This is a genomic window from Streptomyces sp. MI02-7b, assembly GCF_033793585.1.
In the GTDB taxonomy this organism is placed as follows: Bacteria; Actinomycetota; Actinomycetes; order Streptomycetales; family Streptomycetaceae; genus Actinacidiphila.
On the sequence record NZ_JARAWX010000024.1, the window covers coordinates 43,482 to 57,241 of the forward strand.

Consider the following 13,760-nt stretch of genomic DNA (forward strand, 5'->3'; position numbering starts at 1 on the left):
TGTTAACAAATCAACGACCAGCCATTTCCCGGCGAGCGTCCGGCAGCAGGTGAGCGGCACCGAAGCCACCCCGGCCACCCGCGATGACCTCCCTGGGGCATCCTCAGGAGGTGGCGAAGCGCTTGCCCGCGCCCTGACCGGGTACGCGAGCGGTCATCGGGGCCGTCGACATCGCAGGGAGCCGGACATGCGCATCGACCTCACGGGACGCACCGCGCTAGTCACCGGATCGACACAGGGGATCGGCGCCGCCGTCGCCGCGGGCCTCGCCCGCGCGGGCGCCAGGGTGGGGGTGAACGGACGGACGTCGAAGCGTGTCGACGAAGCGGTCGAACGGCTCCAAGTCGAGGTCCCGGACGGCGACTTCGTGCCCGTCAGTGCCGACGTGGCGACCGAGGACGGGACGTCCCGCGTACTGGCGGCCCTGCCCGACGTCGACGTACTGATCAACAGCCTCGGCATCTTCGGGGCGGTGGACGCCCTCGACATCACCGACGACGAGTGGCGGCGCTACTTCGAGGTCAACGTGCTCGCCGCGGTCCGCCTCACCCGCCACTACCTGCCGGGGATGGTCGAACGCGGCTGGGGCCGCGTCCAGTACGTGGCCAGCGACTCGGCGGTCGTCATCCCCGCCGAGATGATCCACTACGGCATGTCCAAGACCGCCCTGCTCGCCGTCGGCCGCGGCTTCGCCAAGAAGGCCGCCGGAACCGGCGTCACCGTGAACTCGGTGATCGCCGGCCCCACGCACACGGCGGGCGTCGAGGACTTCGTCCGCCAACTGGTCGACCCGGACCTGCCCTGGGACGAGGCGCAGCGGGTCTTCATGCGGGAGCACCGTCCGCAGTCCCTGCTGCAACGGCTGATCGAGCCCGAGGAGATCGCCAACATGGTGGTCTACCTCAGCTCCGACCTCGCGTCCGCGACGACCGGCGGCGCGCTGCGGGTCGACGGCGGCTACGTGGACGCGATCCTGCCCTGACGGCGGCGGTGCGTCAGCGGGCGGGCCCCGGCGGGGCGAGGTCCTCCGGCTCGCCGAACCGCGAGGGGACCAGATTGGCCTGGTGCCGGTGGGCACGGATGAGTTCGGGTGCACCGACCTCGTCCAGGCGGTCGATGTCCTGGGCCGTCGGCTCCAGTTGGGCCGCGCCGAGGTTGCCGGCCGGCGGCTCCGGCCACTCGGTGGGGTGCCGGCCGTCGGCGACACCCGCGGGCGGGACGCTGCCGGCTTCCCGCACTCCATCGCCGTCCCTCTCGGTCGGGCGAAGGTGCGGATACGGATACTCCCACGGTGACCGCCGACGCCGCGTCGCGCATGCCGCGGCGGCTCGCCGGAACACACACGAGGGGCGGGGCGCATCACGCGCCCCACCCCTCGCCGCTCCGCGCCGTCCCGTACCGCCCTACGCGCGGTGGTACTGGACGGGAGTGCCGACCTCGCCGCCGAGCTTCTGCGCGGCGTGCCGGGCCCAGTACGGGTCGCGCAGCAGCTCCCGGGCCAGGAGTACGGCGTCCGCGCGCCCCGAGGCGACGATGGCCTGTGCCTGCTCGGGCTCGGTGATCAGACCGACGGCCGCGACCGGCATGCCGGTCGCGCTGCGCACGCGCTCGGCGTAGGGCACCTGATAGCCGGGAACGGCCTCGATCCTGGCGTCCGGCACGTTGCCGCCCGTGGAGACGTCCAGCAGGTCAACGCCGCGGGCTTGCAGTTCCTTGGCGAAGCGGACGGTGTCCTCGCCGGTCCAGCCCTCGCGGTGGTCGTCCGCGTTCTCGGCGAGCCAGTCGGTCGCGGAGGTGCGGAAGAAGAGCGGCAGTTCCTCGGGCCACACGGCGCGGACCGCGTCGACGACCTCCAGGGCGAAGCGGGTACGGCCCTCGAAGGAGCCGCCGTACGCGTCGGTGCGCCGGTTGCTGTGGGGCGAGAGGAACTGGTGGATCAGGTAGCCGTGGGCACCGTGGATCTCGGCGACCTGGAAACCGGCCGCAAGCGCCCGGCGGGCCGCGTCGGCGAATTCCCGGACGATCTCCGCGATCCGCTCGGCGGTCAGCTCCACGGGGGTCGTCGAGTGCTCGGCGAAGGGAAGCGGGCTCGGTCCGACCGGGATCCAGCCGTGCGGCTCCCAGGGCGGGATCGGCGCGCCGCGGTCGACCCAGGTGCGCTCGGTGGAGGCCTTGCGGCCGGCGTGGGCGAGCTGGATCCCGGGGACGGTGCCCTGGGACTTCAGGAACTCCGTGATCCGCCGGAACGCGGCGACCTGGGTGTCGTTCCAGATGCCGAGGTCGTAGGGGCTGATCCGGCCCTCGGCGCTGACGGCGGTGGCCTCCGTGATGATCAGGCCCGTGCCACCGGCCGCGCGGGCCGAGAGGTGGGAGAAGTGCCAGTCGTTCGGCACGCCGGCGTCAGGGCCGTCCGGTGCCGCGCTGTACTGGCACATGGCCGCCATCCAGATGCGATTGGGGACGGTCAGCGACCTGAGGGTGTACGGCTCGAACAGGGTGGTCACGCGGGTGTCTCCTCTGATGGCGTCGGGGGGCCTGGGGCATTGGCGCGGGCGTCCAGGCCGCCATATCAGTGCAACAGCGCCTTACAAGCCACTACAATAATTGCAGACGCCCATAGATGCAAACGCATGCTTTCGCGGCGCCGATCACAGCCGCCGCCACGGCCGGAGGGGAGCGGAGGAGCCGGAGGGGAGCGGCCGGTCCGGCGGAGAGCGATCAGTAGAGAGTGGCGACAGCGGTGCGGTGCAGCATGTCCTCGGCCCGCCCCCAGGGCCAGCCGTTCTCGACGACGAGCGTGCGCCAGCCGGTGGGCCCGAACCAGAACCACAGCAGGTCGGCCGTCTCCTCGACGGCGCAGTGGCGCGGCGGTTCGTCGAGCCCGTGCAGATGGACGGCGACGGTGCGCAGCGCCGCCCGGTACGCGGTGGTGGCCCGCTCCCACAGCGCCTCGCCGTTCTCGTGGACCGGCAGCGCCTTGTGGATGGCCTCGTGGACCCGGAACTGGCTCTCGTTCCCGGCCCGCGTGCCGTGCGCGACGGCCCGCAGCGCCTCGGCCGGCGTGCGCAGTGTGAGCACATGGGCGACGGCGTCCCCGTACCCCGACTGCACGACGGCCGCGTCCACGATCCGGTCGAGGATGTCGCCCTTGCTCCCCACGCTGGCGAACACCGTCTTCGCCGCCACGCCGGCCGCCGCGGCGATGTCCGCGACGGTGACGCGCCCGTAGCCACGCTCGGCGAAGAGCGCCGAGGCCCGGTCGAGGATCAGCGCGCGCGTGCGCGCCGCGGCCTGCTCGCGGAGGGGGGAGACGTATGCGCGCTTCTGGGTCACCGGACCATCCTAGCCAAAATGATCACCACATTGACCTATTCAATCGGTGGTTTGTAACCTCAATATGCGCGGTTCGAACACCCCGCGCCACCGAACCCACCCGACGCGGGCGAAAGGCACACGACGATGGCGATGGACGCCGTGGAACTGGCACACGGGCTCTTCCGGATACTCGAGACGGGCGATCCCGCCCTGGCCGCCGAGGTCGTCGGCGCGGACAACCACAACCGCGAGGCCGCGGTCGCCCCCGCGGCCTGCGCGATCCCCGGCCCCGCCGGCACCCTGGCCTCGGGCGCGTGGCTGCGGTCGGCCTTCGACGGCCTGCGCTTCCCGTTCGCCGGGGTCGCGGTCAACGACCACCAGGTGTGGGTGCGACTGCGCATGCAGGGGCGGCACACGGGCCCCTTCGTCCGCTTCAAGGACGGGGCGCTCGACCAGGCCGTGCCGCCCACCGGGCGGGAGGTCGACTTCGAGCAGGTGCACCTGCTCGACATCCGCGACGGCAAGGTGGTCCGGCACGAGGCCCTGCGCGACGACCTGACGATGCTCGGCCAGCTCGGGGTCTTCCCGCCCTCGCCGGCCGTCGCGCTGCGCGTCGCCGCTTGGAAGATCTCCGGCCGCGCCGCGCGCGCCGCGGCCGAGGTCACGGACGCGGCGGCCGAGGCGGCCCGGGCGCCGGACGGCTTCAGCGCGGCCGCCTACCGGGGCTGACCAGGGTGCTTGCGTCACGGCAGCGTGACGTCCACAATAATTGCAGACGTTAATTATTGCAGACGTAGATCATCGGGAGGCGGCGATGACCGCGACGGATCCGGCCCTGACCGGGCTCTCGCAGAGCTGGTACGCCCTCTCGGCGCTGCACGGCAGGATCGAGGCGCACATCGAGCGCGCCCTGCAGGCGGGACACGAGCTGAGCGTGCGCGAGTACTCCCTGCTCGAGGTCCTCAGCCGGCAGCACGACGGACCGGGCGGCCACCTCCAGATGAAGCAGGTGGCCGAGGCCGTCGTGCTCAGCCAGAGCGCGACGACGCGCCTGGTGACCCGCCTGGAGGACCGGGGGCTGCTCAGCCGCTACCTGTGCGTCACCGACCGGCGCGGGATCTACACCGACGTCACGGAGCCCGGCCTGGCACTGCTCGCCGAGGCCCGGCCGACCAATGACGCGGCGCTGCGCGACGCGCTGGACGAGGCCGCGAAGAACCCGAACCTGGCCCCGCTGGTCAGGACGGTCGAGGGGCTGCACCTCCCGGCGTCCGTCTGAGCCCGCGGAGGATCACCGAGGCCGGTCGCGCTGCGCGACCGGCCTCAACTCACCGTGAGAAGCGGCGCCGTTCGGGGCGCACTCAGCATGGCATCCCTTTTGCGGTCGTTTGTTCCGCCGTGTCAGGCTGGACTGTCCGACACCGCTGAAGGGACCCGTCATGAGGCTCGCCTCGATCCTTCCCGGCCGCATCGGCTTCGGCACCGCCCCACTGGGCAACATGTTCCGCGCCGTACCGGACGGGGAGGCGCGGGCAACCCTCCGGGCCGCCTGGGACCAGGGCATCCGCTACTACGACACGGCCCCGTTCTACGGGGCGGGTCTGGCGGAGCTGCGCCTGGGTGAACTCCTGTCCCGGCAGCCCTCGGACACCTACGCGCTGTCCACGAAAGTCGGGCGGGTCATCTTCGACGAGAGGGAGGACCCGGGGGCGCGCGAACAGGAACTGGGCGAGAAGGAAGGCCTGTTCGAGCACGGACGGCACCTGACGATGGTGACCGAGTACACCGCGGAGGCCACCGAGCGCTCGCTCGACGACAGCCTCAAGCGACTGGGCACCGACCGCATCGACATCGTGTGGGTCCACGACATCGCGCAGGACTTCCACGGCGACGCATGGCTGCAGAAGTTCGACGAAGCGCGCACCGGCGCCTTCCGGGTGCTCACCCGGCTGCGCGACGACGGCGTCATCAAGGCCTGGGGCATCGGCACCCATCGCGTCGAACCCATCGAGCTGGCCCTGGAGTTGGCGGAGCCTCAGCCCGACGGCTTCCTGCTCGCGGGCCGTTACACCCTCCTGGACCACGAGCGCGCCCTCCAGCGACTGCTGCCCACCGCGCAGGAGCAGGGCCTCGGCATGGTCGTCGGGGGACCCTACAGCTCCGGGGTGCTGGCGGGCGGCGAGCACTTCGAGTACCGGCCCGCCTCCGCGGAAGTGCGCGACAAGGTCCGGCGGATCAAGGAGATCGCCGACCGGCACGGCGTGGGCATGAAGGCGGCGGCGCTGCAGTTCTCGCTCGCCCACCCGGTCGCGTGCGCCGTCGTCCCCGGGGCGACCCGGCCGGGCCGCATCACCGAGGACATCGCCGCGGCGCGGGAGCAGATCCCGGCGGCGTTCTGGCACGACCTGCGCGCGGCGGGACTCGTCAGCCCCGTCGCACCGCTCCCCGGCGGCGCCTGAATCCGCGCCCTGCGGCCGCAGCGTCACCCTCCGCACGCGTCCGCCGACGACACCAGGAGAACTCCCATGGCATCGACTTCGACGAGTCAGGTCGTCCCCGTCTCCCCCGCGCACGTGTGGCGGTTGATCGGCGGCTTCGGCTCCCTGCCCGACTGGATCCCCACCATCCCGGACTGCGTCCTCCTGGAGGGCGGCCGGGTCCGCCGGCTCACGACCTCCCAGGGCGAGGTCGTCGTCGAACGCCTGCTGGCCTTCGACGCGCAGCAGCGGTCCTACTCCTACACCCTCGACGCGAGCCCCTTCCCCGTCACGGGCTACCTGTCCACGCTGAGGGTGCACGAGGTCCCCGGCGCGAAGGACGCGGCGGAGGTCCAGTGGTCCGGCCGGTTCGTCCCGCAGGGGGTCGAGGACGACGACGTGATCGCCCTCTTCACCGGGATCTACCGCGACGGCCTGGACGGCCTCCTGAAGGCCCTCTCGGGCTGACGCGCGCGACCGCCACGGACCGTCCCGAAGCGCCGCGGGCACCGGCGGTGTGTGCCCGCCGGTGCCCGCCGCGCCGTACGCCCGCGGTCAGGCCGCGGGCAGCGGGGCCTCCCGCGCGACCAGGCCCTGCGCGCGCAGGTCCTGCCAGAAGGCGGCGGGGACCGGCTCACGGAGGGCGGCCAGGTCCTCCGCGATGCGGCCGGGCTTGGTGGCGCCCGGGATCACGGCGGCGGTCGCCGGGTTGGCGAGGGCGAACTGCAGGGCCGCGGCCTTGACGCCGATGCCGTGTTGGTCCGCGAGGTCCCTGATCCGCCCGACCCTGGCCAGGATCTCCGGCGAGGCCTCCGCGTACTCGAAGTGCCGCCCGCCGGCCAGCACGCCGGAGCTGTACGGGCCGCCGACGACGATGCCGACACCGGCCGCCGCGGCGGCGGGCATCAGGCGCTGCAGGGCCCGTTCGTGGTCGAGCAGGGTGTAGCGGCCGGCCAGCAGGAAGGCGTCCGGGCGCGGTTCGTCGAGGTCGAGGGTGGTCTCCAGGGGCTCGACGCGGTTGACGCCGATGCCCCAGGCCTTGATGACGCCCTCCTCGCGGAGGCGGGACAGGGCGCGGAAGGCGCCGGTGCGGGCCTCCTCGAACTTCTCCAGCCACGCGTCGCCGTAGAAGTCCTGCGCGATGTCGTGGACCCACACGATGTCGACGCGGTCGGTGCGCAGGCGCTTCAGGCTCTCCTCGACGGAGCGCAGCGTGGCGTCGGCGGTGTAGTCGTTGACGATCGTATGGGGGCGGCCGTGCTCGAAGAGGTTGCCCTTCTCGCCCAGTTCGCGCGCGGCCGGGTCGACCTCGTCGAGGATGATCCGGCCGACCTTGGTGCTCAGGACGTACTCGTCGCGCGGCTTGTCCGCGAGGGCGTCGCCGAGCCGGATCTCGGCCAGGCCCGCCCCGTACAGCGGCGCCGTGTCGTAGTAGCGGATGCCCTGGTCCCAGGCCGCCAGCACGGTGGCGGCGGCCTCGTCCTCGGGGATGGCCCGGAACATGTTGCCCAGCGGGGCGGTGCCGAAGCCGATCCGGTCGGGCAGGATGCGCGTGAAGTCCATGGGGGTTCCTTCTCGGATTGCGGGGGTCGCGGGGGATCGCGGGATTGCGCGGACAGGGGGTTGGCGGGCGCGGTACCCGCCGGCGTCGGTGGGGTCAGTGCCGGGCGGCGAGCGCGGGCTGCTCGTGGCCCTGGGAGTCGGCGACGACCCGGCTGCGGCCGCCGCCGGCGTGGCCCCGGCGCCGGTCGAGGCCGGCGGAGACCACGGCCAGCAGCAGGGCGGAGCCGGTGAGCACCGCGCCGACCACGTTGGGCGCGGTGTAGCCGAGCCCCGCGGCGATGACGATGCCGCCCAGCCAGGCGGACAGGGCGTTGCCGAGGTTGAAGGCGCCGATGTTCACGGCCGAGGCCAGGGTCGGAGCTCCGGACGCCTGGTCGAGGACCCGCTTCTGCAGCGGCGGCACGGTCGCGAAGCCCAGGGCCCCGATCAGGAAGACCGTCACGGCGGCGGCGGGCCGGCTGTGCGCGGTGAGGGTGAACAGGGCGAGCACGGCGGCCAGGGAGCCGAGCGCCGTGAAGAGCATCGGCATCAGGGCCCGGTCGGCGTACCTGCCGCCGATCAGATTGCCGACGACCATGCCCACGCCGAACAGGACGAGCAGCCAGGTGATCGAGGAACCGGCGAAGCCGGCCACGTCGGTCATCATCGGCGCGATGTAGGTGATGGCCGCGAAGACGCCGCCGAAGCCCAGCACGGTCATCGCCATGGCCAGGACGACCTGGGCGTTGCGGAAGGCGCGCAGTTCGTGCCGCAGGCTCACCCCCGCGGGCTTGGGCAGGTCCGGGACCAGCTTGGCGACGCCTGCCAGGCCGAGGACGCCGAGGGCGGCGACGAGCACGAAGGTCACCCGCCATCCGGCGCTCCGGCCGATGAGTGTTCCCAGCGGCACACCGACGACGTTCGCCACGGTCAGCCCGGTGAACATCAGCGCGATGGCGCGGGCCTTCTTCTCGGGCGCGACCAGTTCGGCGGCGACCACCGAGCCGATGCCGAAGAAGGCTCCGTGGGTGAAGGAGGCCAGGATGCGGCCGGCCAGCATGACGCCGAAGACCGGGGCGAACGCGGACACCAGGTTGCCCAGGACGAACAGGACCATGAGCAGCATGAGCATGTTCTTGCGGGACACCTTGGTGCCCAGCAGCGTCATGATCGGCGCGCCGATCATGACGCCGAGGCCATAGCCCGTCACCAGGAGGCCGGCAGTGGGTACGGACACGCCGAAGTCGGAGGCGACCTGCGGCAGCAGGCCCATGATCACGAATTCGGTGGTTCCGATCCCGAAGGCCCCGATGGCGAGGGCCAGGAGCGCGATGGGCATGGTGGGGACCTCTCAAAGATTGCGATGGCGCCTAGCTGGCGTCCACAATATTTGCAGGCGCCGCATAACGTCAAACGCGGGCCATCCGGAACGTGCAGGCTCGGCGTTCTCGCGGCACCCATGTGCGGCGCAGCCTGCCCACCCTCTCACATATGCCGCGTTTGCAAATACTGGCGTACGCAACTAGCGTGACGGCCCGAAGCGCGGAAGGTTCCCCCCTCCGCCCGGACGTTCACCCGTCCGCACTCGCTCCCACGGCCCCGGCCGGCCGTGACGCGAAAGGATCAGCGCCATGACGACACCCATCCCCCACCTCACGCTGAACAACGGCGTCACCATGCCGCAGCTCGGTTTCGGCGTCTTCCAGGTGCCCGACGCGGAGACGGCCGCAGCCGTCACCACCGCTCTGGAGAGCGGCTACCGCAGCATCGACACCGCGGCGATCTACGGCAACGAGGCCGGCGTCGGCCAGGCCCTGGCGGCCTCCGGCATCCCCCGCGACGAGCTCTTCGTGACCACCAAGCTGTGGAACGCCGACCAGGGGTACGACAGCACCCTGGCCGCCTTCGACGCCTCCCTCGCCCGGCTCGGCCTCGACCACGTGGACCTGTACCTGATCCACTGGCCCGCACCCGCCCACGACCGCTACCCGGACACCTGGCGCGCCTTCGAGAAGATCCGCTCCGAGGGACGGGCGCGCGCCATCGGTGTCTCCAACTTCCAGCCCGAGCACCTGCGGCGCCTGATGGACGAGAGCGGCGTCACCCCGGCGGTCAACCAGGTCGAACTGCACCCGCGGCTGCAGCAGCGCGAGCTGCGCGCCTTCCACGCGCGGCACGGCATCGCGACCGAGGCGTGGAGCCCGCTCGCCCAGGGCGCGCTGCTGGCGGACCCGGCCGTCACGTCCATCGCCGACCGCCTGGGCAGGACGCCGGCCCAGGTGATCCTGCGCTGGCACCTGCAGCACGGCACCATCGTGATCCCGAAGTCCGTGACGCCCGAGCGCATCCGCCAGAACCTCGACGTCTTCGGCTTCGACCTCACCGACTCCGACATCGCCGCGATCGACGCCCTCGACGACGGCGGCCGCATCGGGCCGGACCCCGACACCTTCAACTGACCGCCCGCGTACACGCCACGGCGGGGAGTCGTCGGCCGTCCTCGTGGCCGGGCCACCCGGACGACTCGGCAACTCCCCCGGGCCGAGAGCCGGTGGAACGCCGTGCCCGGGAGCTCCCCCAGCGGAGCCGGGAGCGTTCGTGACGACAGGGCCCCGGCGGCCGTCCCCCTACGGCGTCGGCGGGACGCCGCCGGGAGGCCCGGCGGGCGGCTGGGCGGCGGGCTGGCTGAACAGCCGGTCCTCCACCGCGGAGAGCACGAGCAGCAGACCCAGCAGGAACACCGGCAGTCCGAGCACGAGTGCGGCGATCATCGGGGCCTCCTCCACGTGGGGTTGCCCACGCGCCTTCCCCCCGCCGCGCGTTCCATGGCACTCCCCCGCCGACGATGTCCGGCCGCCGCCACGCCCGCGGCGGCCCGCCGTCGTCAGGCGCCTGTCGGCACGGTCCGTGCCGGCCCCTCGCCCCCGCTCACCAGCGCAGCGCGTCCTGTCCGCCGACGTGTCCGACGCGACGCTGGTGCGGGATCTGATCCGGACGGCGGGCGCGGCGTGCCGGGCGGCCGCGCGACCCGCCGTGCTCGCTCCAGCGCAGAACACCGGCGACCGCGGCCGTGGCGCACAACAGTGCGGCGAAGAAGGCGTTGAACATGCTGCCCGCCGTCACGGCACCGATGAGGGCCCCGAGCACGCCGCCGCCCAGTGCCGCGCAGAAAACGAGCCTGCGAATCTTCAAATCCACGAAGAATCACTCCCTTTCGCTTTCGTCACCACCCTTGCCCCGCTCGTGCACCGGTTATTCCAAGGATCGTCTCCATGGGTGAACCCCGCCGCGGTGCCGGTCGAAGTCGGGGAAACGGCGCATGTCGCCCCCCGGTCCGGGCAGACGCGTCACGCGGGACGGGCCCGCCCGGGACCAAGCGGGAGCGGACGGGAACGCCATGGTGGAGCAGCGAAGTGCGGCGGGCGGGCTCCACGGGACCGGGAGCCCGCGATCGCAGGACCGCCCTTACCGGGCCGCGGAGTTGCTGACCGTGGCGCGCCGCACCGCGGTGGCGCTCTGGGACGAGGACGCCTCGGAGAAGGCCGCCGCCCTCACGTACTACGGCGTACTGACGCTCTTCCCCGGCATGCTGCTGACGGTGTCGGTCATCGGCCTGGCCGACGCGTCGGCCACGGGTAACCTCATCGCGCGGGTGAGCGCCCTCGCCCCTGCCGGGTCCGGGGAGATGCTGGCGCGCACGATGCGGGGGGTGGCGCGGGAGCGGTCGGCCGCCTGGGTGCTGGCGGTCACCAGCGGGACGGCCGCGTTGTGGTCGGCGGTCAGTTATCTGGCCGTGTTCCGGCGGGCGTTGCACGCGATGAACCGGGTGCGCGACCACCGGCCGTCCTGGCGTGCCGCGCCGCGCATCGCGGCGACGGCCTCGGTGCTGCTGACGCTGCTCGCGCTGGGCCCGCTGACCTTGATGCTCACGGGCCGGCTGGCCCGGCGGTCCGGTGAACTGCTCGGTGTGTCAGCGGTGGCGGTGACCGCGTGGAACGTCGTCAAGTGGCCGCTGCTGCTGTGCCTGACGACGCTGCTGGTGCTGGTCCTCTTCCGGTCCGGACCGCCGCAGGTGCGCCCGGTGCGGGTGATGCTGCCCGGCGGTGTGCTCGCGGTGCTGCTGTGGCTCGCGTCGACCCCCGTGCTGACGCTGTACGTCGCGCACGTCGGGACGTACAGCCGGCTGTACGGGCCGCTGGCCGGCACGGTGGTCTTCCTGATGTGGCTGTGGGTGTCCAACCTCGCGCTGCTCAGTGGCGCGCACTTCAACGCGGAGCTGCGGCGCCACCGGCCGGGCGGGGCCCCGTGCGCCGCCGGCCGCCGGGACGCGGCGCGATGACGTCGGCCCTGATCTGCCGCATCGGGCTGCTGACCACCCGGTAACGGCCGTTGGGCAGCCGGGCCGTGACACCGGTGACACGCACCGTGAGCGGGCCCGCCCACTCGTAGTCCCGGCGCTCGGCGTGGCGCTGCAGCGCGTCGGTGAGGGCCTCCCCCACGCGGCCGCGGTCCTGGCCCAGTTCCTCGTGCACGGCGACGGCCAGTTCGACGGTGTAGACGTTGGGCACCACCACCCGGCTGGCACTGCACACCACGGCACGGTCGTCGCACTCGCGTCGCAACGCGTCGAGCAGTTCCACCGGCTCGTGGTCGAAGGCCCTGGCGTACAGCGCGTGCTCCCAGCGCTCGATCGCCCTTTCCCAGCGTCGCAGCATCCCCATGCCGTCGCGCCTGCCCGGGCGGCCGGGCCTGATGCCGTCGTGCCGCGACCACGGCCGGAAACCGGCGGTGCGGCGGGACGAACAGCCGGAACTGCGACCCGATGGGAGGTGTGCTGCGATGGAAGCGACGGAAGCGACGGCACCCGCGGGCGGCACCCGGGAAGAGCGTTCGTCCGCGCGCCGATCGCCGAGCCGCGGAACCAGACACCGGGAGCAGTCGAATGAGCGATGCAGCGCAGGGAGCGGCGGCCCAGGACACCTTCGACGTGGTGGTCGTCGGCGCGGGCCCGGTCGGTCAGACCGTGGCCGAGAAGACCCGGGCGGCGGGGCTGAGCGTGGCGGTGGTGGAGCGCGAACTGGTCGGGGGCGAGTGCTCGTACTGGGCGTGTGTTCCCAGCAAGGCGCTGCTGCGGCCGGTGATCGCCGTCTCCGACGCCCGGCGGGTCGACGGCGCGCGGCAGGCGGTGACCGCGCCGGTGGCCGCCGACGGCGCGTTCGCCCGCCGTGACGGATTCGTCACGGACTGGAAGGACGACGGTCAGGCCGACTGGGTCCACGGCATCGGCGCCGAACTGGTGCGCGGCCACGGGCGGCTGGATGGACCGCGCCGGGTCGCCGTGCACGTCTCCGGGAGCGAGCCGCGTGTGCTGACCGCCCGGCACGCCGTCGCCGTCGCCACCGGCAGCAGGCCCGCGCTGCCCGCCGTCCCCGGGATCGACGAGGCGAGGCCGTGGACGAATCGCGAGGCGACGGACTCCCACACGGTGCCCCCACGGTTGGCGATCGTCGGCGGCGGTGGTGTCGCGGTGGAGATGGCCACCGCATGGCAGGGGCTCGGTTCGCAGGTGACGCTGCTGGTACGGCGCAGCGGCCTGCTGCCGCGCATGGAGCCGTTCGTCGGAGAGATGGTCGCCGTCGGGCTGGCCGAGGCGGGTGTGATGATCCGGACCGGGGTGGCGGTGACGGCACTGTCCCGGCCGGGTGGCACCGGCCCGGTCACGGTGACCCTGGACGACGGCGACACCCTGGAGGCCGACGAGGTCCTCTACGCCACCGGCAGGCTGCCACTGACCGACGACATCGGCCTGGACACCGTGGGCCTGGCCCCCGGCGCGTGGCTGGACGTCGACGAGAGCTGCCGAGTCCGCGATGTCGACGGCGGGTGGCTGTACGCGCTCGGTGACATCAACCACCATGCCCTGCTGACCCACCAGGGCAAGTACCAGGCGCGTATCGCGGGCGCCGCGATCGGCGCCCTCGCGGCGGGCCGGGAGCTGGACACCGCGGAGTGGGGCCCGCACGCGGTCACCGCCGACGTGCACGCGGTGCCGCAGGTGTTCTTCTGCGACCCCGAGGCGGGCGCGGTGGGCCTGTCCGCGGCCGAGGCGGAGCGCGCCGGGCACCGGGTGCGGACGGTGGACGTGGACACGGGCCGCGTGGTGAAGGGTGCGCAACTGTACGCCGACGGCTACCCGGGGCGGGTCCGCATGGTCGTCGACGAGGACACCGGCAGGCTGCTCGGTGTGACGTTCGTCGGGCCCGCCGTCAGCGAACTGCTGCACTCCGCGACGGTCGCCGTCGCCGGGCAGGTCCCGGTCGACCGGCTGTGGCACGTCGTCCCGTGCTTCCCCACGATCAGCGAGGTGTGGCTGCGGCTGCTGGAGGCCTACGCCGCGGAATGAGCCGGAGCCGGGACGGCCGGCGG

16 protein-coding genes are annotated in these 13,760 nt (G+C 72.8%); 8 read left to right on the forward strand and 8 right to left on the reverse strand.

Annotated elements, in window-relative coordinates:
* The first annotated feature begins 187 nt into the window (after positions 1-187).
* Positions 188-982, forward strand: coding sequence for an SDR family oxidoreductase (locus PV364_RS31680; protein ID WP_319663936.1), 795 nt, complete (start codon positions 188-190; stop codon positions 980-982).
* 13 nt (positions 983-995) lie between these two features.
* Here the strand turns inward: PV364_RS31680 and PV364_RS31685 are convergent, their stop codons facing one another.
* From PV364_RS31685 to PV364_RS31695, 3 genes are all read right to left on the reverse strand, one after another.
* Complete coding sequence (locus PV364_RS31685; protein ID WP_319663937.1) at positions 996-1,238, reverse strand: hypothetical protein; 243 nt, start codon at positions 1,236-1,238, stop codon at positions 996-998.
* 165 nt (positions 1,239-1,403) lie between these two features.
* Complete coding sequence (locus PV364_RS31690; protein WP_319663938.1) at positions 1,404-2,504, reverse strand: NADH:flavin oxidoreductase/NADH oxidase; 1,101 nt, start codon at positions 2,502-2,504, stop codon at positions 1,404-1,406.
* Between the two features lie 214 nt (positions 2,505-2,718).
* Positions 2,719-3,333, reverse strand: a complete 615-nt coding sequence (locus PV364_RS31695; RefSeq protein ID WP_319663939.1) for a TetR/AcrR family transcriptional regulator — start codon at positions 3,331-3,333, stop codon at positions 2,719-2,721.
* A 126-nt stretch (positions 3,334-3,459) separates the two neighbouring features.
* Here PV364_RS31695 and PV364_RS31700 point away from each other — a divergent pair, with 126 nt between their 5' ends.
* The 4 genes from PV364_RS31700 to PV364_RS31715 all read left to right on the forward strand — a co-directional run bounded on the left by PV364_RS31700 (position 3,460) and on the right by PV364_RS31715 (position 6,260).
* Positions 3,460-4,044 carry an ester cyclase gene (locus PV364_RS31700; protein WP_319663940.1) on the forward strand — a complete coding sequence of 195 codons (585 nt, stop codon included), beginning with the start codon at positions 3,460-3,462 and terminating at the stop codon, positions 4,042-4,044.
* Positions 4,045-4,129: 85 nt separating this feature from the next.
* Positions 4,130-4,594: a MarR family winged helix-turn-helix transcriptional regulator gene (locus tag PV364_RS31705; protein WP_319663941.1), complete on the forward strand. Its 465-nt coding sequence runs from the start codon at positions 4,130-4,132 to the stop codon at positions 4,592-4,594.
* 160 nt (positions 4,595-4,754) lie between these two features.
* Positions 4,755-5,774 (forward strand): aldo/keto reductase, encoded by a 1,020-nt coding sequence (locus tag PV364_RS31710; RefSeq protein ID WP_319663942.1) that lies wholly within the window; start codon positions 4,755-4,757, stop codon positions 5,772-5,774.
* A gap of 66 nt (positions 5,775-5,840) precedes the next feature.
* Complete coding sequence (locus PV364_RS31715; protein ID WP_319663943.1) at positions 5,841-6,260, forward strand: SRPBCC family protein; 420 nt, start codon at positions 5,841-5,843, stop codon at positions 6,258-6,260.
* Between the two features lie 87 nt (positions 6,261-6,347).
* On the opposite strand, the gene PV364_RS31720 is transcribed toward PV364_RS31715, so the two are convergent.
* On the reverse strand, positions 6,348-7,355 hold the full coding sequence (locus tag PV364_RS31720; RefSeq protein WP_319663944.1) for an aldo/keto reductase: 1,008 nt from the start codon (positions 7,353-7,355) through the stop codon (positions 6,348-6,350).
* Between the two features lie 94 nt (positions 7,356-7,449).
* Positions 7,450-8,673: an MFS transporter gene (locus tag PV364_RS31725; protein ID WP_319663945.1), complete on the reverse strand. Its 1,224-nt coding sequence runs from the start codon at positions 8,671-8,673 to the stop codon at positions 7,450-7,452.
* Between the two features lie 292 nt (positions 8,674-8,965).
* Between PV364_RS31725 and PV364_RS31730 the strand changes: the two genes are divergently transcribed.
* Positions 8,966-9,793, forward strand: a complete 828-nt coding sequence (locus PV364_RS31730; protein WP_319663946.1) for an aldo/keto reductase — start codon at positions 8,966-8,968, stop codon at positions 9,791-9,793.
* Positions 9,794-9,961: 168 nt separating this feature from the next.
* Here PV364_RS31730 and PV364_RS31735 read toward each other — a convergent pair whose 3' ends face one another.
* Together PV364_RS31735 and PV364_RS31740 are read right to left on the reverse strand one after the other, a co-directional pair.
* Positions 9,962-10,105, reverse strand: coding sequence for a hypothetical protein (locus PV364_RS31735; protein ID WP_319663947.1), 144 nt, complete (start codon positions 10,103-10,105; stop codon positions 9,962-9,964).
* A gap of 157 nt (positions 10,106-10,262) precedes the next feature.
* Entirely contained in the window at positions 10,263-10,532 is a 270-nt protein-coding gene (locus PV364_RS31740) for a hypothetical protein (RefSeq protein WP_319663949.1), read from the reverse strand.
* A 199-nt stretch (positions 10,533-10,731) separates the two neighbouring features.
* Here PV364_RS31740 and PV364_RS31745 point away from each other — a divergent pair, with 199 nt between their 5' ends.
* Positions 10,732-11,673, forward strand: coding sequence for a YihY/virulence factor BrkB family protein (locus tag PV364_RS31745; protein ID WP_319663951.1), 942 nt, complete (start codon positions 10,732-10,734; stop codon positions 11,671-11,673).
* Here PV364_RS31745 and PV364_RS31750 read toward each other — a convergent pair.
* Entirely contained in the window at positions 11,600-12,055 is a 456-nt protein-coding gene (locus PV364_RS31750; RefSeq protein WP_319663952.1) for a DUF3662 domain-containing protein, read from the reverse strand. The genes PV364_RS31745 and PV364_RS31750 overlap by 74 nt on opposite strands.
* A gap of 221 nt (positions 12,056-12,276) precedes the next feature.
* Between PV364_RS31750 and PV364_RS31755 the strand changes: the two genes are divergently transcribed.
* Positions 12,277-13,737 carry an NAD(P)/FAD-dependent oxidoreductase gene (locus PV364_RS31755; protein ID WP_319663953.1) on the forward strand — a complete coding sequence of 487 codons (1,461 nt, stop codon included), beginning with the start codon at positions 12,277-12,279 and terminating at the stop codon, positions 13,735-13,737.
* Positions 13,738-13,760 lie beyond the last annotated feature (23 nt).